Below are 25272 nucleotides of genomic sequence, written 5' to 3' on the forward strand. Positions count from 1 at the left end.
TCGACAGGCTCAGGGACCGGGATTGGTCACTGAGCCGAACCAGGTCACTGAGCTTGTCGAAGTGCCGCCCTTCGACAGGCTCAGGGACCGAGACGGTCGCCACCCTTCGACAGGCTCAGGGACCGAGACGGTCGCCGCCCTTCGACAGGCTCAGGGATCGGGATGGGTGCTCAGGGACCGAGAGGGCGCTTAGGGAACGGACGCGCGCTCAGGGACCGGGAGGGCGCTCAGGGGACGATGCGCTCTGCGCGGAGGCGGTCGAAGATCGCGGTGAAGGCGTCCAGCGTCCGCCGGTAGCCGGTGAAGCCGGCGAGTCGGCTCTTGCTCATGTCGGTGACGACCTCGATGTCCCGGCCGAGGTCACCGTCGGTGTGCCACCACGACGCCACGCGGGAGAGGTCGGCCTCGACGAGACCGTGTTCGGCCACCATCTCGGCCCAGGTGCCCTCGACACCCGACATCTGCTGCTCGAGCGGACGCGGCGCAGTGTCGAAGCCCTCCGGCTCGACGCCGAGGTGCGCCGCCAGTCGCGGCCACATCCAGCGCCAGCGGAAGACGTCGCCGTTGACGATGTTGAACGCCTCGTCAGCACCGGCCGGTGAGGTCGCCGCCCAGAGCATCTGCTCGGCGAGGAGTCCGGCGTCGGTCATATCGGTGAGGCCGTTCCACTGGGTCTCTGAACCGGGGAACACGAACGGTCGGTCGAGCCGCTTGCAGAGCGCCGCCTGCACCGCGAGCGTGGACGCCATGTTCATCGCGTTGCCCACCGCATGTCCGATCACGGTGTGGGAGCGGTGCACCGACCAGGTGAACCCCGCTCGCGCAGCCGCGGCGAAGAGCTCGTCCTCCTGCTCGTAGTAGAAGTTGGGCGTGTCGAGTCGGTCCTCGTCCTCGTGGAACGGGGTGTCGGGCATCTCGCCCGCCGCATAGGCCTCGAACGGGCCGAGGTAGTGCTTCAGACCGGTGACCAGGGCGACGTGCTGGACGGGCTCGGCGGCGAGGGCGGCCAGCAGGTCGCGGACCATGCCGCCGTTGACCCGGATGTTCTCGGCCTCGGTGTCCTGACGCGACCAGGCGGTGAAGAACACGTGGGTGACGCCGGTGCCGCCGAGGGCGCGCGCGAGGTCGTCCTCGTCCCGGAGGTCGGCTGCGACGTGCTCGACCTGCGGGTGGGCCGCCGGCGCGCGGCGAGCAAGGGCGAGGATCCGCCAGCCGCCATCCTCGAGGAGCTGCGACACGATCGCGGAACCGGTGATGCCGCTGGCGCCGACGACGAGTGCGGTGCGGGGTGCTTCTGGGGAGGTCATCCGTCCACGATAGGCGCGTCGCACCGGGGAGGCTCCCGGAACGGCGGACCCACCGGGCTGCGGTACTCTGCCGGGCTGCGGCCCTTCGACAGGCTCAGGGACCGGATTGGAGCTCAGGGACCGGAGCGGAGCTCAGGGACCGGAGGAGAGCTCAGGGACCGGTAGTCGCTAGACGAGGACGCCGATCGGCATCGTCAGCGGCGGCTCCGGCTGCACCGGCACCGTGTCGGAAACGGGCAGCTCGATGCCGTCGCGAGCGAGCAGGCGCGCACTCTCCTCGGCGTCGATGTAGTGCAACGGCGGGGTCTCACCCAGCGGCACCACCGAGTGCAGGACCGTCTTGCCGTAGACGTGGACGAGGTTGAACGCCCGCGCGCCGTCGCGACCACGCGTCCCTCCGACGGGCACATTGAGGTCCTGCGTGTAGCACGTGGCCGAAGCGACCGACACCGGGATGCCCGCGAAGGTCGCGGTCGACGAGTAGTGCAGGTGCCCGGCGATGATGCTCCGGACGTCGGACCCCTCGAGCACTTCGGCGAGCTTCGCCTGATCGCGCAGCTCGACGCTCACGGCGAGGTCGAGCACGCTCGGGACGGGCGGGTGGTGCATGGCGAGGATCGTGCCGTGGGGCGCCTTCGTCGAGAGTTCCTCGGCGAGCCAGTCGAGCTGCTCGTCCGAGACCTCGCCGTGGTGGTGACCGGGCACGCTCGAGTCGAGGGTGACGACGCGGAGGCCGTTGACGTCGTAGACGCGGTCGACCGGGCGGGTGGTCGGCACCTCACCGAACAGCCCGGCCCGGAACGCCTGGCGGTCGTCGTGGTTGCCCATCACCCAGATGATCTGCGATCCGAGGCGCTCTGCGACCGGCTCGACGATCGAGCGGATGCGGTCGTACGCGTCGGGTTCGCCCTTGTCGGCGAGATCGCCCGTGAAGACGATCGCTTCGGGCCGACCGCCGGACGCCTCGAACTCGGCGAACAGGCGGCGCAGGTGCGTCTCGCTGTCGACGCTGTCGTAGAGGCTCCCCCCGCCGGCGAGGAGGTGCGTGTCGCTCACATGGAGCAGGAAGTGATCGGGCCTCGGGTACTCGGCCGTGCGAAGACTCACGTGACAACTCTCGTTCGAGCGATGCTCTCCGAACCGCATCGCAGCTGTTTGACCATCTGACCAGATTCGGTTGAACGGCAACGGAACGCCACGCTACGACGCGGGAAACTCGTGAGCAAGGTCACGGGCCGACATCCAGGGGACTCACACCTGACGGTGCCGGTTCCCTGTCTCAGGAACGCCTCGGCGTGTCGAGCGCGGGGGACCCGACACGCCGAGACGCTCCTGAGACAGGGACGGAGCGGGATCCGTCTAGGCGCCGGGGAGGGTGCCGAGTCCGTCGACGACCGGGATCGCCGCGAGGAGCCGCTGCGTGTAGGCGTCCTGCGGGTCGGACCAGACGCGGTCGACCGGACCGTGTTCGACGATGCGACCGGCGCTCATGACCGCCACGTCGTCCGCGATGACCCGCACGACGGACAGGTCGTGGCTGATGAAGAGGAGCGCCGCGCCCGTCTCGACCGCGAGCTTCCGCATGAGCTTCGCCACGCGCGCCTGCAGGGAGGCGTCGAGCGAGGCGATCGGCTCGTCGCCGATGAGCAGCTCCGGACCCGCCGCGATGGCCCGGGCGATCGCGATGCGCTGCCGCTGGCCGCCCGAGAACTGGTGCGGGTAGCGGGTGCGGCTGGCGGCGTCGAGCTCGACGTGTTCGAGCAGCTGACCGACGTCCCAGGCGTCACGGACCGGGTTGACCCGGAGGCCGTCCTCGATCTGGCTCCCGATCGTGCGTCGTGGGTTCAGCGAGGCGTAGGGGTTCTGGAAGACCATCTGGATCCGCAGCAGTTCCGGTGCGCGCTTCCGGAGACCGAGTTTGCCGATGGGCGTCCCGTTGAACGTGATCGCGCCACCCGAGGTCGGTTCCAGTCCGCAGACCGCTCGCGCGAGGGTGGACTTGCCGCAGCCCGACTCCCCCACCAGCCCGAGCACCTGTCGCGGCTCGAGGTCGAAGCTCACGCCGTCGACCGCGTTCAGCGTGCCGCGACCGGGCAGCTTGTACGTCACGTGGACGTCGTCGAGGTGCAGCAGCGTCATGACGCCGCCTCCGTTCCCGTGTCGGGCAGCGCGTCGATGAGCGCCTTGGTGTACTCGTGCTGCGGATCGGTGATGACCTGGTACCGGCTGCCGTGTTCGACGATCTCGCCGAGCCGCATGACCGCGATCGTGTCGGCGAGCGCCGACATCACCCCGAGGTCGTGGGTGACGAGGATGATCGCGATCCCGAGCTCGTCGCACAGCTTCCGCAGCAGGCGGAGGATGCCGGCCTGGACCGTGACGTCGAGGGCGGTGGTCGGTTCGTCGGCGATGAGCACGGAGGGCTCGCACATGAGCGCCGAGGCGATCGCGATGCGCTGCAGCTGTCCGCCCGAGAACTGGTGCGGGTACTTGCGCAGCGCCGCCTCCGGGTTCGGGACGGCGACGAGTCCGAGCATCTCGAGCGCCCGCGCGTGGGCGGCAGCCTTCGAGGCTCCCGTGTGGTGCCGGTAGTGGTCGACGAGCTGGGCCTCGACCGTGAGCATGGGGTGCAGGCTCGCGGTCGGGTCCTGGAAGATCATCGCGATCTCCGTGCCGCGGTACCGGTTCATCGTGCGCTGCTTCAGCCCCACGAGTTCGGTGCCGTCGAAGCGGATGCTGCCGCCGAGGTCCGCGCCGGCCGGCAGGAGCCCGCAGATCGCGAGCCCGGTCATGGTCTTGCCTGACCCCGACTCACCGGCCAGTCCGGTGATGCGACCGGCGGGGACCTCGAGGTCGATGCCGCGGAGGATCTGCTTGGTGGCGGTTCCACGACCGAAGCCGAGCGTGAGCCCCTCGATGACGATCCCGCCACCGGTTCCGCCTGCTGCCTGCGTCATGTCGCGTCCTTTCGGGTCGCTCGCACCGCGTGCGCCACTCACAGTGCGCGCCCCTGCACGGCTTCCTGCGACCGTGGGTCGAGGGCGTCGCGGAGGGCGTCGCCGAGGAAGTTGAAGGCGAGCACCACCGTGAGGATGGCGAGTCCCGGGAAGACCGTGATCCACCAGGAGGAGAAGTTCTGCACCCCGTCGGACACCATCGCGCCCCAGTCCGGTGTCGGCGGGACGGCGCCGAGGCCGAGGAACGAGAGACCCGACAACAGCAGGATGGCCGTACCGACGTCGAGTGTGGCGAGCACGACGACCGGCGACACGACGTTCGGCAGGATGTCCTTGCCGAGCGAGGTGAACGGCCCGTTGCCGAGCAGACGACCGGCGATGACGTACTCGGCGCCCCTGGCTCCGATGACGAGTGAACGCGTCACGCGGGCGTACGCCGGCCACGACACGATGAGCATCGCGATGACGGCATTCGTGAGACTCGGGCCGAGCGCTGCGGCGATGACCATCGCGAGGATGATCGTCGGGAACGCGAACACGAGGTCGGCGATCCGCATGATGGTCTCGTCGAGGGCCTTGCCGAAATACCCGGCGATCGCCCCGAGGAGCGAACCGATGAGCATCGCGAAGATCACGAGCATGAGGGCGAGCGGGATCGAGACCTGCGCGCCGCTGACGACCCGGGACAGGACGTCGCGGCCCACCTGGTCGGTGCCGAACCAGTGCGCGGCACTCGGGGCCTGCAGTCGGTCGAAGTCCTGGGCGAGCGGGTCGAACGGCCGGATCCACGGCGCGAGCACCGCGACGAGCAGCCAGAAGAGCACGATGGCACCACCCGCGACGGCGAGCGGGGTGCGCAGCTGCTTCGAGATGCGGAGGCGGCCCTTGCGCTTGATCTGGACGGCGAGCACGTCGGTCATGCCACCCTCACTCTCGGGTCGATGAAGCCGTACAGCACGTCGACCACGAAGTTCAGGCCGATGTACACGAATCCGACGATGAGCCCGACGCCCATGATCGCGGGCAGGTCGAGTTTGGTCGCCGCGGAGTACGCGTACTCGCCGAGGCCGTGCCACGAGTACACCTTCTCGACGAGGACCGTTCCGGACAGCAGCGACCCGAAGGCGACGCCGAGCACGGTGATGATGGGGACGAGCGCCCCGCGGAGGACGTACCGGGTCACGACGACGTGGCCGGGAAGGCCCTTCGCCCGCGCTGCACGCACGTAGTCGAGGTCGAGTACCTCGAGGATCGCCGACCGAGCGAACCGGGTGAGCAGGCCGATCGTGTAGAGCGCCAGGACCGAGGCGGGCAGGATCAGGTGGGCGATGGCGTCGCCGAAGGTCGACCACTGGCCGGCGAGCAACGCATCGATCGTGTACATCCCGGTGACCTTCGGCGGCGGGATCGCCGCGGGCGAGAGTCGACCGGAGCCCGGGAACCAGTGCAGCTGGGAGAAGAACACGAAGTAGACGACGAGTGCGAGCCAGAACGAGGGCACCGAGATGCCGATGAGGCTCACGACCCGGATGACCTGGTCGGTGATCGTCTTCCGGCGCAGCGCGGCCCACATGCCGAGGCCGACGCCGATGATGATCGAGATGACGATGGCGGTCAGCGCCAGTTCGGCCGTGGCCGGGAAGGCGCGACCGAGTTCGTCCGCGACGGCGCCGCGGGTCTGCTGCGAGGTCCCGAGGTCGCCCTGGAACAGGTTCGCGACGTAGGTGACGTACTGGACGGGCAGTGGCTTGTCGAGGCCGGCGTTCTCGCGGAACTGCGCGACGATCGTCGGATCCGCTGCGGCCTGCTCACCGAGCGCCGCCTGCACGGGGTCCGCGGGGACGAGGTTGGTCAGCGTGAAGGTGACGAGCGTCACCCCGAACATCAGGAGGACCGTGAGTCCGAGCCGGATGCCGAGGTAGCGCGCGAGCGGGTGGAGACCCGCTCGCGCGCTGGACGTCGTCGGTGCGACGCTACTTGATTCCGGCAAGATCGACGGTCCACGTCGGGTTCAGCGGAACCTCGGTGATCGTGGTCGCGGTGACCACGTTCTGCGCCGGCTGCAGGAGCGGGATGAACGGTCCGCTCGCGTTCTGCGCCTTCTGGAGGTCCTGGTACGCGGCGGCACGGGCGTCCGTGTCGGTCGCGGCGAGCGCCGCGTTCGCGAGGTCGGTCACGGTCGGGTCGGCACCTGCCGGCCAGCCCGCGCGGAGGCCGACGAGCTCACCCGGCGTGAACGCGAGGTAGTTCGACGGGTCCGGGAAGTCCGGGCCCCAGTACCAGAGCCCCACGGTCTCCTTGCCGTCGCGGTAGGCGTCCAGCTCGGTGGCGACCGGAGCCGGGGCCAGCGTGATGGTGATGCCGACCGACTTCAGCTGCGCCTGGACCGACTCCGCGATGCTCTGGAGCGACAGCCCCTGCACCGTGATGTCGTTCGGGAAGTTCAGCGTGACGGCTTCGCCGGCGTAACCGGACTCCTTGAGCGCAGCCTTCGCTGCATCGGCGTCGAACTGGTTGCCGTCGGCGGCGTCGAGCGCACCGTTGAAGATCGAGGGGATGAAGCCACCGGGACGGACGGAACCGTCGCCGGCGAGGTCGACGATCTTGTCGTAGTCGATGCCGAGCTTGACGGCCTCGAGGAACTTCGGGTTGCTCGTGATGTCGCTGATCGCGGGGTCCTGGTTGAGCATGAGGAAGATCATGTAGCGCGAGGGGTTCGCGATGATCTTCACCTTCGAGTCGTCGAGCTCGGAGACCTGGTCGGGGTTGAGGTCGAGGGCGACCTGCGAGTCACCGGCCTCGACGTTGAGCTTCTGGGTCGGGCCCTGCACGTTGCGGAGGACGACGCGCTCGTACGCGGGCTTGGTCCCCGTGTACTCAGGGTTCGCCGTGAAGACGACCTGCGAGGCCGCGTCGAAGGACTCGAGCTTGTACGGGCCGGAGCCCGCGGAGGTGGTGTTGAGGAACGACTCGGCCGCGTCGTCGGCGGTCGCGCTGCCACCGTTCTCCTCGACGACCTTCTTGTTCACGACGCCGAGGGCCGGGTTCGGGAGGATGAACGGGAGGGCGGGGTTCGGCGTCGCCGAGGTGAGCGTGAGGGTCGTGTCCGAGGTCTTCTCGATCGTGACGCCGTCGAGCAGGAAGGACGGGTTGCCCTTCACGCCCTGGACGCGCTGCAGCGAGAACACCGCGTCGTCGACGGTCACGTCGGAGCCGTCGGAGAACTTCTTGCCGTCCTTCATCGTGAGGGTCATCACCGTGTTGTCGGCGTTCATCTCGTAGCTCGCGAGGCCGTCGACGGGGGCGGTGACGTCGTCGCCCTTGAAGGTGAGGAGGGTCTCGTAGAGCGCCTTCGCGACGATCGAGCCGGTGGTCTCGTACTCGCGGTTCGGGTCGGCGGTCTTGAGGTCGAAGGACGCGTCGACGACGAGCGACTTGCCCGCGCTGTCATCGGAGCCACCTGAGGGGGAGCAGGCGCTGAGCGCGAGGCCAGCGGCGAGGGCGAGGCCGAGGGCCGCCATGCCGCGCCGGCTCGTGCGGCTGAAGGATCGTGACAAGGTGGAGCTCCTTATCTGGTTGGAGGGATGAGCTGAAAGTAGTGCGATACGCGATCATTCGTCAATCCACAAGCCGTTACCAAAGAAGAATTGTCTCGATTTCGCGGCGAATCTGCCATATCCTCTCAAACGACCGCCAGGACCACTGCTGAATCTGGACGTTTGGAGCAATCGATGCAACTCGACGACACCCACATCCGCATGTTGGAGCTGCTCCGGGAGGACGGGCGGGCTTCGGTCGCCGCACTCGCGGAGGAGCTCGGGATCTCCCGCTCGAACGCCTACTCGCGCTACGAGGCGATGCTCCGCGCCGGCGTCCTGAAGGGGGTCCACGCGGAGATCGAGCCGGCCACGGTCGGGCTCGGTGTTGCGGCGATGGTCTTCATCACGCTGCGCCAGAGCCAGTGGGCGGACTTCCGGGCGCGGCTGTCGTCAGTCCCGGAGCTGGAGTACTTCGCCGTCACGACGGGCGAGCACGACGCGATGATGCTGATCCGGGCCCCCGATGTGGCGGCGATCCACGAACTGGTCGCCACCCGGCTCGCTCAGTGGCCGTCCATCAAGGCGACGACGACCGTCTTCCTCATGGACGAGGAGCGGTCGAACGTGTCGCTCCGCATGACGAGGTCCGAACGCACGAGCGTCGAGGACTCCGGCGAGCGCTTCGGCATGACGCGGTTCGTCCGTACGAGCGACGAGCGCGCCCAGCGGGTGCCGGAGCGACGCGGACGCTGACCGGGCGACGGTGGCGTGCCGGCCCTGGCCGGTTCAGGCGGCGGCGATCTCCCGACAGACGCTGACGTGGGCCTGCCCGTCCGGGCCGACGAAGTCCTCGGTGAGGATGAACGAGCCGTCCTCGGCGCGGGAGATGATCGAGCTCGCTTCGCCACGCGTCGTCAGGTCGCCGGCACGGTTGCGGTGCACGAACGAGATGTCGATGCGTTCGCCGGTGCGTACGCCGCAGAACCGACCGACGGAGACGGTGTCGCCGACGTATTCGCCCCACAGCACGCCGTGCGTCTCGTGGTAGACGAATCGCGTGGGCGCGTCGGCGTCGACGACGCTCGCGGACGACGACACCATGTCGAACACCTTCGCATCGAGGTTGAAATCGAGCGTGGCGCTGGTGCCGGTGTCGGTGGTTCCTGTCATGCCGTCATTCTGCGGAGGCGTCCGAACAGGTGTCAACCTGCCGACGATCCGTCCATCCCGTCCGTCGCCTGAGCCGGTCGGACAGGACGAAACGCCGGATCCGACGATACCGGCGAGATGTTCCGCTGGCTCCAGGCGTCGCAGCTTGACGACGTCCACCTCGAGTGGCTTACTGATCTCCATGTGTCCAGACAGCCTGCAGTTCCGCGACCCCCGCACCCAGCCGCTCCCCCGGGACGACGCGTTCCGCGAGTACCTCGCGACGGGCTGGGGTGCGGTGGACCGCTCCGTCGACCTCGCCGAGGGGGCCGGCGCAGCCGCCGGGCGTCACCGCGACGTCATCAGCGCGCAGTTCCCCGGCCGCTGGCTCGTGGTCACCGCGGGACGCGCCGTGACGCGCGCGAACGACACCGAGTTCCCGTTCCGGCCCGACAGCGACTTCGTGTGGCTCACCTCCTGTCAGGCGGAGGGTGCGGTCCTCGTCATGCGGCCGACCGCCGGTGGGCACGACGCGACGCTCTACCTCGCCGAGCCCGTCGGTCCCGGTGAGGAGGCGTTCTACGCCGACGCCATGCGCGGCGAGCTCTGGATCGGCCCGTCGGCCGGACTCCCCCAGTGGGCGGAAGCGCTCGGCATCGAGGTCCGCTCCCACGAGGTGCTGGACGAGTCCCTCGCCCTCGTGCCCGCCGACGCGCTCCGCGCAGGCGCCTCGGAACCCCGGGCCGACGGTCGATTCGCGCCGTCGCGAGCGCTCCTCATCGCCCTGTCCGCCGCGAAGCTCGTCAAGGACGACTGGGAGATCGCGCAGCTCCGTGCCGCCGTGGACGCCACGGTCGGCGGATTCCGCTCGGTCGTGCGCGAACTGCCTGCAGCCATCGAGTTCGGCGGAGAACGCTGGTTGCAGTCGACGTTCGAGCGCCACGCCCGCACGTTCGGCAACGGTGTCGGGTACTCGACCATCATCGGCAGCGGACCGCACGCTCCCACGCTGCACTGGACGCGCTGCGACGGTCCGGTCCTCCCCGAGCACCTCATCCTCATGGACGCCGGTGTCGAAGCCCGCTCGCTGTACACCGCCGACGTCACGAGGACCTTCCCCGCGAGCGGGTCGTACACCGCGGCCCAGCGCGAGGTCCACGACCACGTCGAGCGGGCCCACCGCGCCGCGATGTCGCAGGTCGGCCCCGGCCGGTCGTTCATCGACATGCGGAACACGGCCTACGAGCAGATCGCCATGAGCCTCCGCGACCTCGGCATCCTGCAGGTGTCGGTCGATGAGGCCATGTCACCGAACGGCCAGCAGCACCGCCGCTACCTGCCGAGCGGCACCGGCCACCATCTCGGACTCGACGTGCACGACTGCGCCCGCATCGGCGACGAGCGGTACCTCGACGAGCCGTTGCAGCCGGGCGCCGTCCTGACGGTCGAACCGGGTCTCTACTTCCACACGAACGACCTCACCGTGCCGCCGGAGCTGCGCGGTATCGGCGTCCGCATCGAAGACGATCTGCTCGTGACCGCCACCGGTCACGAGGTCCTCTCCGCAGCACTCCCGATCAGCGCAGACGGTCTCGAGGCCTGGTTGCGGAGCTGACCGACGGTTCACAACTCAGGACGGTCGTCGTGTGTCGCGACGCGCCCCTCCGGCGCGAGCAGCGACTCGCCCGGTGCGTCCTGCGTTGCGAACGAGCCTAGGCTTGCACGGTGAGTCAGCCCGACGCCCCCATGCGCACCGCCGTCCGCCCGAGCCCCGGCGTCATCGCGACCCTGCGGAACCCCAGGGCCTTCACTGTCGAGATCCTCGCCGGGATCGTGACGACGCTGGCACTCATCCCCGAGGTCATCTCCTTCTCGATCATCGCCGGCGTCGACCCGAAGGTCAGCCTCATCGCCTCCGTCGTCCTCGCGATCTCGATGTCGATCCTCGGCGGCCGTCCGGCGATGATCACGGCCGCTGCGGGCGCCGTCGCCCTCGTCGTCGCGCCGCTCGTCAAGGAACACGGCGTGGAGTACCTGCTCCCCGCCGTCATCCTCGCGGGCCTCATCCAGATCGTGTTCGGCGTGACCGGTCTCTCCCGGCTCATGCGGTTCATCCCCCGCTCGGTGATGATCGGCTTCGTCAACGCGCTCGGCATCCTCATCTTCGTCGCTCAGGTCCCCCACCTGCTCGGCGTCCCGTGGCTCGTCTACCCACTGTTCGTCATCACGGTGCTGATCGTCCTGCTGCTCCCCAAGCTCACGACCGCGGTACCGGCGCCGCTCGTCGCGATCGTCGTCGTCACCGCGATCACGATGATCGCGCACGCCGCCGTGCCGACCGTCGGCGACCAGGGGGACGTCTCCGGCGGCCTCCCCGGGCTGACCGCGTTGCTCGTGCCGCTCAACCTCGAGACGCTCGGCATCATCTGGCCGACCGCGCTGAGCGTCGCGTTCGTGGGGCTCATGGAGACCCTCCTCACGGCGAAGCTCGTCGACGACCTCACCGACACGACGTCGTCGAAGGGACGCGAGTCGTGGGCCCTCGGCGTCGCCAACATCCTGGCCGGGTGGTACGGCGGGATCGCCGGCTGCGCGATGATCGGTCAGACGGTCGTGAACGTCAAACTGGGGCGCGCTCGGACGAGGATCTCCACCTTCGTCGCCGGCGTCTTCCTCCTGCTGCTCGTGACCGCGCTCAGCCCGGTGATGGCGCAGATCCCGATGGTCGCGCTGGCCGCCGTGATGATGATCGTCGCCATCAAGACCGTCGACTGGCACAGCGTGCGCCCGGCGACCCTGCGACGGATGCCGATCCCCGAGACGGTCGTGATGGTGGTGACCGTCGCGGTGGTCGTCATCACCCACAACCTCGCGATCGGCGTCGCTGCAGGAGCCGTCCTCGCGATGGTGCTGTTCGCGCGGCGCGTGGCCCACGTCATCCGCGTCCGCCGGGTCCTCGCGGACGACGCCGCCGCCGTCCGCTACAGCGTCATCGGCCCGCTGTTCTTCGGCAGCAGCAACGACCTGGTCGAACAGTTCGACTACGCGGCCGATCCCGCGGACGTCGCCGTCGACTTCACCGCCTCGCAGATCTGGGACGCCTCGAGCGTCGCCGTCCTCGACGCCGTGCAGGAGAAGTACGCCGCGCACGGCAAGCAGGTCGTGTTCACCGGGCTCGACGAACGCAGCTCGGCCTTCCACGGAAAGCTCACCGGCCATCTCTGAGCCGATCGCTCCGGCACCACCTCAGAGGTGCAGCACTCGACGGAGCCCCGCGTCCAGATCCAGTGACAGGGTGACGGGCACCCTTCCGGCGGCCGGACCGAGGTCGTCCTCATCGAGGGTGAGCAGCTGCGTGGTGTTCACGACCGAGTCCTTCGGCAGACCGGAAGCCGTCGCAGGGAGGAACACGTTGCCCGGGAGCTCGGCGAGCGCCGTGTTCGACGTGACGACCGCGACGATCACGGTCCGGAGTGCGCTCCGCGTGTAGGCGTCATGCTGGACGACGACGACCGGGCGGCGGCCGGCGGGCGCACTCCCCCGCTCACGAGGACCGAGATCGACCCACCGGATGTCGCCGCGGCGGATCACCAATCGTCTCCTACGGTGAGTGCGGCAAGGCGGTCGCGTCCGGCCGAGGCGACGGCCCGTGCTTCCTCCGCCGAAGCGACTCCCGCATGCCGCAGTGCGGTGTCCACTTCGGCAGTGAGACCGGCGGCTCCGGTCTCGTCGAGATACCGACTCGCCGCCGCCGCGAAGAACTCGGACCGGTTGACACCGAGCTCGGCGGCGCGAGCTTCGACGCGGGTGAACAGTTCATCGGGCAATGAGATGGCGGTCTTCACAGTAGGAAGTATAACTGGGTATAACCTCCTCCGCGACCGTGGATCGCTGACGGTGTGTGCGTGGCTGAGCATGCGGCCACGGTACGCGGACCCCGTCGTCCGAGCCTGTGTCGGTGCAGAGGCGGGGGAAGGCGCCTCCGCAAGCCGGGCTGTGGAGGACTGAAGTCGCGGATTCGCAGGCCGCCAGAGGATGATGGAGCCATGGCAGAAACCGGAACGCCCAGAGTCGCGGTCTACATCGACTTCGACAACATCGTCATCTCGCGCTACAACCAGCTCTACGGGAAGGCGGCGTTCAGCCGGGATCGCGCCCGCTCGCACGTGCCGTCCGCCGCTCCGGAGGGCGACGAGATCTCCGAGCGCCTGCAGGCCGCTCGCGTGGACGTCGGCGCCATCCTCGACTACACCTCGTCGTTCGGGAACATCGTCATCAGTCGTTCCTACGCCGACTGGTCCGAGCCGGTCAACTCCGCGTACCAGAAGGACCTCGTAGACCGCGCGGTCGACCTGACGCAGATGTTCCCCACGACCAAGGCGATGAAGAACGGTGCCGACATCCGCCTCGCCGTGGACGTCGTCGAGGACCTCTTCCGCCTCCCCGACCTGACCCACATCGTGATCGTCGCCGGTGACTCGGACTACATCTCCCTCGCGCAGCGCTGCCGTCGTCTCGGTCGCCACGTGATCGGGATCGGCGTCGCCGGTGCGACGAGTCGTGCACTCATGGCGGCGTGTGACGAGTTCTCCGACTACGACGACATCCCCGGGATCGTCCGGCCGGTCGTCACGCGTACGCCCCGGACCCCTGCCGCCGTCGAGAGCACGGCTGAGGTCTCCGCAGAGGAGACGCCGAAGTCCGCGCCCAAGTCCGGCGGGCGTCGTCGCGCCTCGTCCGGGTCCACGCCGACGGCCGAAGCACCGGTCGCCCAGACACCCCCGCGGATCGGGGGCCTCTTCACCGAGCCGGTCTTCAGCCACCGCGACGCCGACGACCTGGACGACACCGACGACGAGACCGCGGACCCCTCCGGCCCCGACGCACAGCGTGCGGCGACCGAGCTCCTCGTGCGCGCGCTCCGCCTCGTGCACGCCAAGAACGACGACGAGGACTGGCTCCTGAACGCCGAGGTGAAGAACCAGATGATCCGCATGGATCCGGCGTTCAAGGAGAAGCCGCTCGGCTACCGCTCGTTCAGCGACTTCATCAACTCGCGCTCGGACCTCGTCGAGGTGAACCCGGACGCGAGCCCCGACGGACGTCGTCTGCGGCTGCGCGAACTGGGCTGAGCCCGACCCCGCAGCAGGAGATCTGCGCCGCAGCAGGACCGTCCACCTCGGGCGTCCTGCTTCCGCGCGGATCTCTTGCTGCGGCGCGGCTCAGGCGCCCCGGAAGAACGCCTGGACCGCTGCACTCAGAGCGGTCGGATCGTCGATGTGGCACAGCTCGCGGGCGGAGTGCATCGACAGCAGCGGCGTCCCGACGTCGACCGTCCGGATGCCGAGTCGCGTCGCGGTGAGCGGGCCGATGGTCGAGCCGCACGGCACCGTGTTGTTCGACACGAAGTCCTGCGAGGGCACACCTGCGGCGGCGCAGCTCCGGGCCCACAGCGCAGCCCCGAGGGCGTCGGTGGCGTAGCGCTGGTTCGCGTTGATCTTGAGGAGCGGACCGCCGCCGGCGATCGGTCGGTTGGCCGGATCGTGGCGCTCCGGGTAGTTCGGGTGGATCGCGTGTCCGGCGTCTGCTGACAGGCACCAGGAGGCGGCATAGGCCTGGAGCCGCTCCGATGTCGATGCGCCCAGCGATGCGCCGATGCGGGTGAGGACGTCGTCGAGGAACGGACCGCTGGCACCGGAGGTCGAGGCCGAACCGAGCTCCTCGTGGTCGAAGGCGGCGAAGACCGTGATGTGTCCGGCGTCGTCGGTCGCTCCCCCGTCGCTCGCGGCCAGCAGCGCCGCGAGTCCCGCGTGGACCGAGGTCAGGTTGTCCATGCGGCCGGCGGCGAACAGCTGACCGTCGAGACCGAATCGCCTGGGCTCCTGGGTGTCGGCGACGAGCACGTCGTAGCCGGCGATCGCGGTGGGGTCGATGCCGGCGATCACCGCCAGGTGCGCGAGCACGTCGGCGTGGGCGAGGTCACCGACCCCGTACACCGGCTGCAGGTGGCGCTGGCGATCGAGGACGAGGCCGTCGTTGACACCTCGATCGAGGTGCACGGCGAGCTGCGGGATGCGGAGGAACGGGCCGGTCCGGACGAGGTGCACGGTCCCGTCGAGCGTCACCAGTCGTCCGGCGAGTTCGAGCTCGCGGTCGAGCCAGGAGTTGAGGAGTGGTCCGCCGTAGACCTCCACACCGGCCTGCAGCCACCCGTGGGCGCCGGTCGTCGGCTTCGGCTTGAGCTTGAAGCTCGGCGAGTCCGTGTGCGAGCCGAGGATGCGGAACGGCGTCGTGGCGTGGGCCCGCTCGGGCTGCACCCAGGCGATCACCGCGCCCTCGCGTTCGACGAAGAACCGGCCGGTGCCGCCGCCCCAGGACTCGGTCTCGAGCCGCCGGGTGAAGCCGGCCGCCGTGAGGCGCCGAGCGCTCTCCGCGACCGCGTGATACGAGGTGGGCGAGGCGACGATGAAGTCGGCGAGGTCGGTGATGTGGGCGACGGAGTCCATTCCCCCATCCTCCCACCACCCACGCACCCGGCACGTGGATGCACCAGGCCCTACCCTGGACGGGTGACGAAGACCCGCAGCGACCTCATCGGGCCCGCAAGCGGCCTGTCCGAGGACCGTCGCGGACGGATCGCACGCATCGTCGACGGTTGGTTCTTCGCCTTCGGCACGGCTGCTGCCGTCTTCCTGGCGTACGTGCTGCTCACCGAGGCGTTCGCCCGCGGTTGGGCCCAAGCCTGGTTCATCCTCGTCATCTACCTCGTCATCGCGTACCTGATCCTCCCCCGCCTGCACACCGTTCTGTCGCGCGTCTACCTGCCCGACTACTTCATCGGACGCACTCGAACGCGCGAGGGCATCCTCGGTGATCCCGTGAACCTGGGCCTCCGCGGTCGGGAGGAGCAGATCCACATGGCGATGCTCTCGGCGGGCTGGACGCTCGCCGACGACCTCGGCCTGCGCGCGAACCTGCGGATCGTGACCTCGACGCTGACCAGGCGCAGCTACTCGGAGGCACCCGTCTCGTCGCTCTACCTGTTCGGTCGTCGCCAGGCGTTCTGCTACCAGCAGGAGGTCGACGGCAGTCCGGGGAAGCGGCACCACGTCCGGTTCTGGCCCACCCCCGAGGGCTGGCTGCTCCCGGGCGGCTACCAGGCGGATTGGCTGGCCGCCGGGACGTACGACCGGTCGGTCGGCATCAGCGTCTTCACCCTGCAGGTGACCCATCGGATCGCCGACGACGTCGACGACGAACGCGATCACATCGTCGCGTCGATCGAGGCTGCAGACCTCGGGGCGTCGACGTCCGTGATCGACAACTTCTCCACCGGGTACCACTCGCGGAACGGCGGAGGCGACGCGATCGTCACCGACGGCGACCTGCCGATCATCGATCTCAGCGCGGTGGTCGTGCCGCCGGCGGCGACCCTGCCGGCCGCCGACGCTCCCCCGACGCGCTCTCTCGTCCGGGCCGGCGACCCGCGGCCGCTGGACACCACCGTCGGTGTGGTCCTCATGGTCGTTGCGGCACTGTCCACCGTGCTCTCCGGTGCCCTCCTGGTCTCCGATTGGAAGCAGGTCATCTCGGAGGCCCGCGCGACGGCCGCGACGGCCGACGACGTCGTCCTCATCCCGTGGGTCGTCGGGGCTGTACTGGCCCTGTCGGCCGTGGTGACGCTGTGCTACCTCGTCCTCGCCTGGCGGGTCCATCTGGGAGGCAACCTCGCGCGCCTCGTCGCCATGACCTTCAGCTCGACGTCCATCGCCACCCTCGCCGCGAGCTATGTCGCCGGTGCCGGCGGATTGACGCTGCAGACCAACCTGATCGGCTTCGCGGTCGACTGTTCCATCATCCTCGCCCTCTCCGGAACCGAGGCCCGCGACTGGGCCCGTGGGCGACAACGACGCACCCGGAGGACGAAAGCATGACCGACGCACCCGACCAGACGGATGAGGGTCCACGCCCCGCCACCTCGCTCAAGCGCGCGCTGCTCCTCGGTGCAGCCATCATCACGATCGTCGCCGGCCTGACGGTGCACTGGTCGGTGGCGGCAGCCTGGGCGAACCCCGTGACCAACGCGCTCTACACGGTGCTCGTCGCGCTCCTCCTGGCCTTCGCCGCCCCGCGGCGTCCGCTGTGGCAGATCGCCCTCGGTGCCTTCGCCTTCTCGGCGGCGATCGAGTGCTTCCAGGCCACGGGCGTGCCGGCCGCACTCGCGGACCAGTGGCCGCCCTCCGCGCTCGTGCTCGGCACGACGTTCATCCCGACGGACTTCATCTCCTACGCCCTGGGCGCGGCGGCGTTCCTGTTCCTGTCGCTCGCCATGTCCCTGGTGATCCGCTGGGTTCGCAACGACATCCTTGAGCGACGCGCACGGGCGGACCGGGAGACACGGCGCCGATCGGACTCAGGACCCGCCTGACGGATGCCCTCAGCCGCGGGTCGTCTCGCCGTACTGGACGTGTTCGAGGTCGAAGACGGCCTCCGCCAACGCCGACCTCGCCGCTTCGAACTCCACGTCGTCGGGGTGACCGACCACCCGGGCGTGCTCGAGGTGCCAGGTGGCACTGCGCAGGAGTTCGACGGTCGTCGGAGCGGGCGAGGGCGCTCGCGTCGAGGCCGCGGGTGACGCGTCGGCGTTCGCCGCTCCGCCGGGGACGAACTCGATCGCGTTCGACTCCTCCGGAGCGTCGCCCTGAGCGTATTCCTTCTTCTTCATATTTCCTTCATCGAGATCGTGGGCTGTTGTGGGTCGACGGTCGACCGGCTCCACTGATGGCGAAGTCGTCAGTGGTGGAGGCGAAGTCATATATGCCGATATGGGAATGTTCGGTTCGGAGCGCTGTTCGGGTCGCGCCATGGCGAGGAGGGTCGGGACACGCCCACGGTCGTCCGGAGCATCCGAGGCGCCGAGGATCTGGAACCGTTCGAGCCCCCAGCGAGACCACGCGGACGCCGTCCACGCGCAGATGGCCGCGTCGATGAGGTCCTCACGGTGCTTGTGCGCCGATTCCTTGAGCGGCGATGGTTCCGCAATGAGGAGCGCCGTCACCGGGTGGCTGTCGAGTTCGAGTGGCGGAGTCGCCGAGGTCAGCGCCTGCAGGCGCGAGACGAGGTCGTCGCAGACCTCCGCGCGGCGTCGCCGTCGCTCGGCGACAGGCAGACCGGGGTCGAGGCGTTTGTAGCGGGGCCGCGCATCCGGGTACCCGAACTCCTCGGCACCCACCAACGTGGTGTGGGGATAGGCCTCGAAGAACACGACGGCATCCGGCGCGGGCGTGCTCAGGCCGTCGAAGTACTGGAACCCCGCCGCCTCCAGGGCGGTGAAGAGCGCGACACCGCCGAGCGCGGGCAGGCCGAGGTTCGACGGGTAGGCCGAGACCTGCCAGCGCCCGTACCGCTGTCCGACCTCACGTTCACAGAGACGCATGCCGGTCTCGTTCTGGACGAGCAGTGGGGCGTCGACCGCGATCACGGAGCCCGGTGAGGCGGTGGCGACGATCCAGGCGACGACGGCGTCGATCCCCACGGCCCACCCGGCCTCGATGACCGTCCCGGTCTCGTCGATGCACACCAGTCCCGTCTCGTTCGCCGCACGGGAGCCGGTCCCCTCGCCCCAGGCGAGGTCGACTCCGAGGAAGCGGGTCACGAGCGGTTCCTTCCGGTGGACGCGGCGAGGCACCGCCTCCCGAGCCTACTGGGCAGACGTCGACGACTCCTCGGATCCGACGGCGGGCCGGAGGTGAGGAGCCGTCGACTGTCCCGAACGGCCGATCAGGCGACCGGTCCCTCGATCAGCGTCACGTCCGCGGTCTGGGACGTTCCACTCGCCGTCGTCCAGGTGACGGAGACCGTCTGGCCGGGCTCGAGCGTGGCCATGGTCGCCGTCAGGGTCTGAGCGGAGTCGATGGCGGCACCGTTGAGGCCGGTGATGACATCGCCGGCTGCGAGGCCGATCGACGCCGCCGGCGTGTTCTCGATCACCGAACCGACCACGGCACCCGGCACGGTCTGGGCTGCGCCGGACGCGGCCAGACCGATCCCGATGAAGGCCGGGTAGCCGATCGAGACGGTGTCGGTCTCGACGCCGGTGCGGATCTGGTCGACGATGGACAACGCGTCGTCGATCGGGATGGCGAATCCGTCGATGTCGGTCCCGCCGGAGGAGGCAGCGGTGTCGACGCCGACGACCTCTCCTTCCGCGTCGTAGAGCGGCCCGCCGGAGTCGCCCGACTGGATGTCCGCGTCCGTCTGGATCAGTCCGGTCAGCTGCTTGCCCGCCCCGGTCGTCTCATCCTGGACCGTGATGTCCTGGTCGAGGGCGGTGACGGACCCGTCCGCCGCGCTGGGCGTCCCGCCCGTGCCCCCGGCGTTGCCGACCCCGGTGACGGCGTCACCGACGACTGCGCCGCCGTCGTCGTCGATCGTGACGGTGTCCAGCCCTGAGGCGCCGTCGAGCTGCAGGAGCGCGACGTCGTTCGTGGCATCCGTGCCGACGACGCGTGCGTCGTATTTCTCCCCGGTCGCCACGACAGTGACGACGATGCTCGTCGCTCCCGCGACGACGTGGTTGTTGGTCAGGATCTGGCCGTCCGCGGTGAGGATCATCCCGGTTCCCGCGGCGGCGGCCCCCTGGTAGGCCAGCTCGGTGTCGATGTCGACGACACCCACGGACTCCGCAGCGGTGGCACTCCGGGTGTTCGCCGTCGCGGCATCCGGCGTCGCCTGCTGCGGGCCAGGCTGACCGCCGGGCGCGCGGAAGCTCTGACCGCCCTCGTCCGGCACCGTCTCCGTCACCTGTGAGGAGGCGGCGACGCTCTGGAACGCGCCTGCCGCGAGCGAGGCGAGGCCGAGGCCACCGGTCACGAGGGACACGACCGTGGCGGCCGTCGCGGCGGCGATGATCCACCCGATGGGCTGCTTCTTCGGCGGGGTGCCCGTGGTCGACGGCGGCTGGGGGATCGTCTGCTGTCCGTACGGCTGGGGCTGCCAGGCGCTGGGCTGCGTGTAGGGGTGTCGGCTGTCGCCGAACCGCCCGTACGGGCCATGAGGGCCCTGGGGGTGACCGGACGGCTGCTGGCCGCGCATCGCGTGGGGAGCCGTGGCGTATCCGAAGGGCGTCGTCGGGTCGGGTCGCGGACCGCCGCCGGTCGTGTTGCCGGGGTAGCCGGCCGGGGGAGTGACGTCCACCCCGGGCCGGGGCTGATACGAGCCGGTGGGCGGCTGGTACGGGTCGGGTTCGGGCGCCGACGGCGACGTCTGCGTGCCGTCCACTGGACGCGGCTCAGGGCGTTCTGGATCTGGGGTGGTGTTCACGGGGATTCCTCTCGGCGGGGGTGCTGAGATCATCTGACTCCCGCAATCCGAGTGAATCGTCTGGTTCGACCATGAACGGCCTCTGAGCTTCCCGACCGTTTCCCGGATAAGGATCGTGCAAAGGCTCCATGCGAGACGCCCCTCAGGGTCGCGTGAGCAACGCCTCCAGCGCGGGTCGGGCCTCCGCCTCGGAGATGTGTCCGGCGACGACGAGCTCCGCGAGCCCGTGGACCGCGGCCCAGACCGCCGTGGTCAGGGCGGCGATGACCTGCGGTTCGGCGCCGGGGGCCAGCGACGCCGTCGTCTCGGCCAGGAGCGCTTCGACGCCTCCGATGAGTGGCGCCATAGCCTCGCTGGGTGAGCCCGGGACGCAGACTTCGGGGTCGTAGATCAGGCGGAACCGCTCCGGGTGCTGCGCCGCGTAGTGCACATACGTCGAACCGATCCGGACGGCCGCCTCCCGTGGGCCTCGACCCGCCGTCGCCTCCCGCTCCTCGCGCATGGCGTCCAAGAGCTCGGCCATGCCGCGTTCACTCAGCCGCTTCAGGAGTGCGGTCCGGTCGCCGAAGTGGTGGTACGGCGCGTTGTGACTGACCCCGGCACGGCGTGCGACCTCCCGCAGGCTCAGCGTGGCATGGCCTTGCGTCCGCATGAGTTCGAGCGCAGCGTCCTCGAGCGCCGGCCCGAGGTTGCCGTGGTGGTACGCGGTGGTTGATCTTGACACAAGCAACATCGTACCCGTACAGTCTGTTCCGGCCAGAAGTGGACAGTGTCCAGATTTTTGGCACTGTCCAGACCTACAACTGTTGGAGAACTGATGCCCGCCCTCGTCATCGACGGACACCCGAACCCCGGGTCCCTGTGCGCCGCCCTCGCCACGAGCTACGCGGACGCGCACGGCGACGCGACCGTCCTCGCCGTCCGCGACCTCGCGTTCGACGCGAACCTCCGCCTCGGCTACACCCGCCGACAGGACCTGGAACCCGACCTCGAACGCGCGTGGGAGCAGATCCTCGCTGCGGACCACATCGTCATCGTGGCTCCGGTCTGGTGGGGATCGGTGCCGGCGCTGCTCAAGGGGTTCTTCGATCGCCTGCTGCTGCCCCGACGCGCCTACCGGATGAAGTCCAACGGCCTCCCTGAGGGGCTGCTAGCGGGCCGTACCGGTCGGGTGATCGTCACGTCGGACTCACCGTCGTGGTACCTGCCGCTCGTCGGCGACACGACGGTGAAGCAACTCCGCACCACCACCCTCCGGTTCTGCGGGATCAAGCCGGTCGCCGTGAATCGGTTCGGTCGGGTGAAGGATTCGACCGTCGAGCAGCGTCAGCGGTGGCTCGCGAAGGCTGCGCAGAACGGGCGCATCGACGCGGCGCGACGGAATCCTCGCCTCTCCACAGCCACGGCGGAGCTGGTCAGTGGCCGTCGACCAACCGGATGAAGGCACTGAGCTCGGCGACACCCTCCGGCGTGACCGGCAGGTACTCGGTGAGTGCGGGGGAGTGCACGAGGTAGGCCGCCCACTGGGCGCGGGAGATCCCGACGTTCAGTCGGTTCTTCATCAAGAGGAACGACATGCCCCGCGGGACGTCGGCAGGGGAGGACGCGGCCAGCGACACGATCGCGATGACGGCCTCCTGCCCCTGGAACTTGTCGACGGTCCCGACGCGCACCGCGTCGAATCCGGCCGCGTCGAGCGTCGCTCGGACGATGGCGACGTGGGCGTTGTAGGGACACACGACGATGATGTCGGCCTCGCTCACCGGGTCGTCGATGCGGCCGGCATCCGGATCGGTCCACCGGAGCCCGATGCTCGACCGGACGAGCTCGGTGACGCGGTCGGCCTCCTCCTGCGAACTCGTCGCGTTTCCGACGTGGTGGACCGGGACGACGTGCAGTCCTGGCGCACGATCCTCCAGACGCCGCTTCGTCGTGGCCGCTGCTGAGCGCAGCTCGCCGCCGTACGACAACCGCGAGACCGGCTCGGTGACCGCGGCATCCATCCGCCAGGTCTCGTGGAGGAAGTAGCCGAGTTCCGGAGGGAGGACGTCGCGACCGTCGGCCACGAATCCGAGGGCCGAGGTGTCGATCGGTTCGGGATGCGTCCCCTGGCTCACCTGCGGCAGCTGCTGCGGGTCGCCCAGGAGGAGGAGGTTCCGCGCGGCGACGCTCGCCGCGATCGTGTAGGCGAGCGAGAACTGACCGGCCTCGTCGACGACGAGCAGGTCGAGCGACCTCCGGTCGAACCGGTTCGGGTTGCTGAAGTCCCAGGCCGTCCCGCCGACGACGAAGCCGCCGGTCTGCTCCGCCATGAACGCGCCATGACCATTGGCCGGAAGGACGGTGTAGCCGCGCTCCGCATCCGGGTCGGCACCGGATCGCAAGGTCTTCGCCACGAGCGCGGGGGAGAGCCCCGCCTTCACGACGCGCTCGAGGAGGTTCTCGACGACGTCGTGCGACTGCGCAACGACCCCGATCCGCCAGCCGTGCTGCTGCACGAGGGCCGTGATGACGTGCGAGGCGACGTAGGTCTTGCCGGTTCCGGGCGGCCCCTGAACGGCGAGCGCCGAGTCGTCGAGGTCGAGCAACGCGGCGGTCACGTCCTCGATCGTCTGCCCGTCTCCGCGGTGGGGCAGTGGGTCGCCCGAGGTCGTGCGGGGCGGCTGTCGCCGCAGGATGTCGACGACACCGTCGTCCGGCCACCCGGGAGCGGCGTCGAGGACCGCTTGCCCCCACTCGGCGATGGCGTCGACCTGTGTTCCGGGTCGCGGGGGAGGAGACGGCGTGAGCGCGACCGGCAGCTCCGTGTAGGGCTCGCGATCCGTCTTGAGCGTCTCCTGGATGAGCAGGGAGTCGTCGTCGACCTCGAGGACCGTGATCTGTCCAGCCGGTCGCGAGCCGGGCTCGGCGCGGGGGAGCGTGTACGGTCCCGGGTGGTCGTAGACCGCGAACGGGTCGGCGCCGACCTTCACACTGCTGCCGGGAGCCCATCGGCCGCGGAGTCGGACGTGACGGCGGTCGCTGCGCTGCCGCCCCTCGCGGAACCAGTCGCGCTCGACGACTCCCGAGGTGACGGTGAAGACGTTCCGGGTGTCCTCCCATTCGTCGCGCGCGGCGATGAGTCGGGAGAAGTGCTCCTGCCAGAACGACTTGTGCTCGCGCCGGTGGTAGTCGATGGCGGCCGCCGCGAGCGCATACGCGGTGGCGTCGTCGGAGCGTTCTGGGTCGAGGGGGTCTCCGGCCAATGCCGTCAGGGCGTCGTGGAGCGGCGTCGGTTCGTCCACGAGGGGGTCGGGTGCGTCGGTGACGAAGGTGCCGGGCAGCACGCCCCGTTCCGCACCGAGGTCGAGCAACCAATTCCGCAGCCGACGGGTCGACTCGCAGTCGTACGCGTTGTACTCAGCGATCTCGGCGAGCTTCCGTTCGCCTTCGGCGACGAGCTCAGGGTCGTCGCTCCGACTCAGCTCGCGCGCCTCCGCGTAGGCGGTGATGGACGCCGCGGCGTCGGTGACGTCGCTGTCGCGGTGGTCCTCACCCATGTAGAGCGGCTCGAGCTTCTTGATCGAGTACGACCGCGTTCCGACGCGCACCGTCTTGCGGACGAACGGGTAGAGGTCGAACAGCACGGCCTCGCGGAGGAGGTCGTCGATCGTGTCCTCCCCGACGCCGTGCCGTGCGGCCAGCGAAAGCAGGTGCGTCCGCTCGTACGCGGCGTAGTGGTACACGTGCATGCCCGGGAACTCGGCACGACGGGCGGTGAGGTAGGCGAGGAAGTCGATCAGGGCCGTGCGCTCCTCGTGGAAGTCGTGCGCCCACCAGGATCGGAACCGGCCGTCGGTGTCGACCAGGCCGAACAGGTAGTCGATGCCCCACCTCGTGCGGTCGCCCCGTCGGGCGTCGCCCGGCTCGCCCTCGGTGTACAGCGGGTCGCCCTCGAAGTCGAAGAAGACGTCGCCCGGATCGGGTTGCGGCAGGAGTCCGAGCGCCCTGGCGTCGTGTACGCGGAACGCCGGCACGCCGGCGGCGGGTGACGGCTCGAGCTGCAGCTGCGCCTGCTCGCGGAGCGCAGCGAGGGTGCTCTCGGCGATGCCGTCGACCGTCCCGCCGTCGCCACCCGACAGCCCGTTCGGCCCCGGTCGCTCAGTCGACCCGGTGAGCGTGAGCGACGCCAGATCGTCGATCGTGGCGATGCCGGCCGCCAGCAGGCGGTCGCGCTGCGTCAACCGGAGCCCGGCCACCAACAGGACGTCGCGTGAGGCCGTGATCTCGGCGTCGCACCAGGCGCATCGTCCGCAGACGCTGTAGCGCTGGTCGCCCCAAGCCACCGGCGCGTCGGCCTCGAGCCGTTCGGCGACGATCCGCAGCAGGCGCGCACGACGGCGACGGTACACCGGCAGGATGTCGGCCACCGCGTGGGTGCTGACGGTGCCGTCTCCCAGAATGAGGTCGACGTCATCGTCGACCGGGATCCCGGCCGTCTCCAGCTGCTCCACGTAGGCGGCGAGCTGGAGGAGGGCGGTGACCTTCGGCGAGCGCGCGAGTTTGGTGTCCTGCACGCGATACCGGCCGTCGGGCCGGCGCACGATGAAGTCGGCGAAGCCGATGAACGATCCGTCGAAGAACGCGGCCTGGAAGACGACCGGGGCTCCGTCGCGGAACGCCGTGATCGTCGACTCGACGGCTGCGGCGAGCGCCACCGCGTCTCGGACGTCGGGGCGGTCGAGCTCGACGACGTCGGTGCCGAACTCGGCGCGGTACGACTCGAGGACGCGAAGCTCGTGCTGGTCGCCGAGCTTGGAGGTCCGCATCAGCATCTCGTCGTCGGGCTCGACGATCGGCTCGATCCGGCCGAGCTTCGCGTCGACCGTGCGCAGGAAGGCGAACTCGCAGGAGGAGGCGTTGGAGAGGTCGCTGGCGCTCGTGATGGCGGAACCGTCGAGGAGGAACATCGGTGCGGTGGGTGCCTTTCGAGACGACTGCTGCGGGGGCTGGTCCACC

22 protein-coding genes are annotated in these 25272 nt (G+C 69.5%); 7 read left to right on the forward strand and 15 right to left on the reverse strand.

Annotated elements, in window-relative coordinates; translation table 11 throughout:
- Positions 1-227: 227 nt before the first annotated feature.
- The 7 genes from CCK91_RS00700 to CCK91_RS00730 form a co-directional block, all read right to left on the reverse strand.
- On the reverse strand, positions 228-1307 hold the full coding sequence (locus tag CCK91_RS00700; protein WP_086472433.1) for an SDR family oxidoreductase: 1080 nt from the start codon (positions 1305-1307) through the stop codon (positions 228-230).
- A 168-nt stretch (positions 1308-1475) separates the two neighbouring features.
- Positions 1476-2414, reverse strand: a complete 939-nt coding sequence (locus tag CCK91_RS00705; RefSeq protein WP_242664192.1) for a phosphodiesterase — start codon at positions 2412-2414, stop codon at positions 1476-1478.
- Positions 2415-2666: 252 nt separating this feature from the next.
- On the reverse strand, positions 2667-3446 hold the full coding sequence (locus tag CCK91_RS00710; RefSeq protein WP_086472435.1) for an ABC transporter ATP-binding protein: 780 nt from the start codon (positions 3444-3446) through the stop codon (positions 2667-2669).
- Positions 3443-4264 carry an ABC transporter ATP-binding protein gene (locus tag CCK91_RS00715; protein ID WP_086472436.1) on the reverse strand — a complete coding sequence of 274 codons (822 nt, stop codon included), beginning with the start codon at positions 4262-4264 and terminating at the stop codon, positions 3443-3445. The genes CCK91_RS00710 and CCK91_RS00715 overlap by 4 nt, the downstream gene beginning before the upstream one ends.
- A 38-nt stretch (positions 4265-4302) precedes the next feature.
- Positions 4303-5184: an ABC transporter permease gene (locus CCK91_RS00720; protein WP_086472437.1), complete on the reverse strand. Its 882-nt coding sequence runs from the start codon at positions 5182-5184 to the stop codon at positions 4303-4305.
- Positions 5181-6254 (reverse strand): ABC transporter permease, encoded by a 1074-nt coding sequence (locus CCK91_RS00725; RefSeq protein ID WP_242664193.1) that lies wholly within the window; start codon positions 6252-6254, stop codon positions 5181-5183. Before CCK91_RS00725 ends, CCK91_RS00720 begins: the two co-directional genes overlap by 4 nt.
- On the reverse strand, positions 6238-7821 hold the full coding sequence (locus tag CCK91_RS00730; protein WP_197977346.1) for an ABC transporter substrate-binding protein: 1584 nt from the start codon (positions 7819-7821) through the stop codon (positions 6238-6240). The genes CCK91_RS00725 and CCK91_RS00730 overlap by 17 nt, the downstream gene beginning before the upstream one ends.
- A 174-nt stretch (positions 7822-7995) precedes the next feature.
- Here CCK91_RS00730 and CCK91_RS00735 point away from each other — a divergent pair, with 174 nt between their 5' ends.
- The gene (locus CCK91_RS00735) at positions 7996-8556 is read left to right on the forward strand and encodes an Lrp/AsnC family transcriptional regulator (protein ID WP_079003723.1); all 561 of its coding nucleotides are present in this window, start codon (positions 7996-7998) and stop codon (positions 8554-8556) included.
- Positions 8557-8589: 33 nt separating this feature from the next.
- On the opposite strand, the gene CCK91_RS00740 is transcribed toward CCK91_RS00735, so the two are convergent.
- A complete protein-coding gene (locus CCK91_RS00740) occupies positions 8590-8973 on the reverse strand; it encodes a hypothetical protein (RefSeq protein WP_207568157.1) in 384 nt (127 codons plus the stop codon).
- Positions 8974-9154: 181 nt separating this feature from the next.
- Between CCK91_RS00740 and CCK91_RS00745 the strand changes: the two genes are divergently transcribed.
- Both CCK91_RS00745 and CCK91_RS00750 read left to right on the forward strand, forming a co-directional pair.
- Positions 9155-10567: an aminopeptidase P family protein gene (locus CCK91_RS00745; RefSeq protein WP_086472439.1), complete on the forward strand. Its 1413-nt coding sequence runs from the start codon at positions 9155-9157 to the stop codon at positions 10565-10567.
- 131 nt (positions 10568-10698) lie between these two features.
- Complete coding sequence (locus CCK91_RS00750) at positions 10699-12177, forward strand: SulP family inorganic anion transporter (RefSeq protein ID WP_086472440.1); 1479 nt, start codon at positions 10699-10701, stop codon at positions 12175-12177.
- Positions 12178-12198: 21 nt separating this feature from the next.
- Here the strand turns inward: CCK91_RS00750 and CCK91_RS00755 are convergent, their stop codons facing one another.
- Together CCK91_RS00755 and CCK91_RS00760 are read right to left on the reverse strand one after the other, a co-directional pair.
- Positions 12199-12543 carry a type II toxin-antitoxin system PemK/MazF family toxin gene (locus tag CCK91_RS00755; protein WP_274498837.1) on the reverse strand — a complete coding sequence of 115 codons (345 nt, stop codon included), beginning with the start codon at positions 12541-12543 and terminating at the stop codon, positions 12199-12201.
- Entirely contained in the window at positions 12540-12797 is a 258-nt protein-coding gene (locus CCK91_RS00760) for a CopG family ribbon-helix-helix protein (protein ID WP_086472442.1), read from the reverse strand. Before CCK91_RS00760 ends, CCK91_RS00755 begins: the two co-directional genes overlap by 4 nt.
- A gap of 201 nt (positions 12798-12998) precedes the next feature.
- On the opposite strand from CCK91_RS00760, the gene CCK91_RS00765 reads away from it, so the two are divergent.
- On the forward strand, positions 12999-14084 hold the full coding sequence (locus CCK91_RS00765) for an NYN domain-containing protein (RefSeq protein WP_086472443.1): 1086 nt from the start codon (positions 12999-13001) through the stop codon (positions 14082-14084).
- A 90-nt stretch (positions 14085-14174) separates the two neighbouring features.
- Here the strand turns inward: CCK91_RS00765 and CCK91_RS00770 are convergent, their stop codons facing one another.
- Entirely contained in the window at positions 14175-15458 is a 1284-nt protein-coding gene (locus CCK91_RS00770; protein ID WP_086472444.1) for a M18 family aminopeptidase, read from the reverse strand.
- A gap of 63 nt (positions 15459-15521) precedes the next feature.
- Here CCK91_RS00770 and CCK91_RS00775 point away from each other — a divergent pair, with 63 nt between their 5' ends.
- Positions 15522-16886, forward strand: a complete 1365-nt coding sequence (locus CCK91_RS00775) for an LssY C-terminal domain-containing protein (RefSeq protein WP_242664194.1) — start codon at positions 15522-15524, stop codon at positions 16884-16886.
- Complete coding sequence (locus tag CCK91_RS00780) at positions 16883-17380, forward strand: ribosomal maturation YjgA family protein (protein ID WP_086472445.1); 498 nt, start codon at positions 16883-16885, stop codon at positions 17378-17380. Before CCK91_RS00775 ends, CCK91_RS00780 begins: the two co-directional genes overlap by 4 nt.
- Before the next feature lie 9 nt (positions 17381-17389).
- On the opposite strand, the gene CCK91_RS00785 is transcribed toward CCK91_RS00780, so the two are convergent.
- The 3 genes from CCK91_RS00785 to CCK91_RS00795 all read right to left on the reverse strand — a co-directional run bounded on the left by CCK91_RS00785 (position 17390) and on the right by CCK91_RS00795 (position 20998).
- Positions 17390-18607: a DUF429 domain-containing protein gene (locus tag CCK91_RS00785; protein WP_086472446.1), complete on the reverse strand. Its 1218-nt coding sequence runs from the start codon at positions 18605-18607 to the stop codon at positions 17390-17392.
- A 125-nt stretch (positions 18608-18732) separates the two neighbouring features.
- A complete protein-coding gene (locus CCK91_RS00790) occupies positions 18733-20274 on the reverse strand; it encodes a S1C family serine protease (protein ID WP_242664195.1) in 1542 nt (513 codons plus the stop codon).
- Between the two features lie 142 nt (positions 20275-20416).
- Positions 20417-20998: a TetR/AcrR family transcriptional regulator gene (locus CCK91_RS00795; RefSeq protein WP_242664196.1), complete on the reverse strand. Its 582-nt coding sequence runs from the start codon at positions 20996-20998 to the stop codon at positions 20417-20419.
- A 93-nt stretch (positions 20999-21091) separates the two neighbouring features.
- Between CCK91_RS00795 and CCK91_RS00800 the strand changes: the two genes are divergently transcribed.
- The gene (locus CCK91_RS00800) at positions 21092-21715 is read left to right on the forward strand and encodes an NAD(P)H-dependent oxidoreductase (protein ID WP_086472449.1); all 624 of its coding nucleotides are present in this window, start codon (positions 21092-21094) and stop codon (positions 21713-21715) included.
- On the opposite strand, the gene CCK91_RS00805 is transcribed toward CCK91_RS00800, so the two are convergent.
- On the reverse strand, positions 21690-25223 hold the full coding sequence (locus tag CCK91_RS00805; protein WP_086472450.1) for a TM0106 family RecB-like putative nuclease: 3534 nt from the start codon (positions 25221-25223) through the stop codon (positions 21690-21692). The two genes, CCK91_RS00800 and CCK91_RS00805, sit on opposite strands and share 26 nt — an antisense overlap.
- Positions 25224-25272 lie beyond the last annotated feature (49 nt).

The sequence above is a fragment of the Plantibacter elymi (nom. nud.) genome, from assembly GCF_900177795.1.
GTDB lineage: Bacteria > Actinomycetota > Actinomycetes > Actinomycetales > Microbacteriaceae > Plantibacter > Plantibacter elymi.

Coding starts and splice junctions, on each gene's coding strand:
- CCK91_RS00700 (WP_086472433.1), bottom strand. CDS start 1,307: ATGACCTCCCCAGAAGCACCCCGCACCGCACTCGTCGTCGGCGCCAGC.
- CCK91_RS00710 (WP_086472435.1), bottom strand. CDS start 3,446: ATGACGCTGCTGCACCTCGACGACGTCCACGTGACGTACAAGCTGCCC.
- CCK91_RS00715 (WP_086472436.1), bottom strand. CDS start 4,264: ATGACGCAGGCAGCAGGCGGAACCGGTGGCGGGATCGTCATCGAGGGG.
- CCK91_RS00720 (WP_086472437.1), bottom strand. CDS start 5,184: ATGACCGACGTGCTCGCCGTCCAGATCAAGCGCAAGGGCCGCCTCCGC.
- CCK91_RS00735 (WP_079003723.1), top strand. CDS start 7,996: ATGCAACTCGACGACACCCACATCCGCATGTTGGAGCTGCTCCGGGAG.
- CCK91_RS00740 (WP_207568157.1), bottom strand. CDS start 8,973: ATGACAGGAACCACCGACACCGGCACCAGCGCCACGCTCGATTTCAAC.
- CCK91_RS00745 (WP_086472439.1), top strand. CDS start 9,155: ATGTGTCCAGACAGCCTGCAGTTCCGCGACCCCCGCACCCAGCCGCTC.
- CCK91_RS00750 (WP_086472440.1), top strand. CDS start 10,699: ATGCGCACCGCCGTCCGCCCGAGCCCCGGCGTCATCGCGACCCTGCGG.
- CCK91_RS00765 (WP_086472443.1), top strand. CDS start 12,999: ATGGCAGAAACCGGAACGCCCAGAGTCGCGGTCTACATCGACTTCGAC.
- CCK91_RS00770 (WP_086472444.1), bottom strand. CDS start 15,458: ATGGACTCCGTCGCCCACATCACCGACCTCGCCGACTTCATCGTCGCC.
- CCK91_RS00780 (WP_086472445.1), top strand. CDS start 16,883: ATGACCGACGCACCCGACCAGACGGATGAGGGTCCACGCCCCGCCACC.
- CCK91_RS00800 (WP_086472449.1), top strand. CDS start 21,092: ATGCCCGCCCTCGTCATCGACGGACACCCGAACCCCGGGTCCCTGTGC.
- CCK91_RS00805 (WP_086472450.1), bottom strand. CDS start 25,223: ATGTTCCTCCTCGACGGTTCCGCCATCACGAGCGCCAGCGACCTCTCC.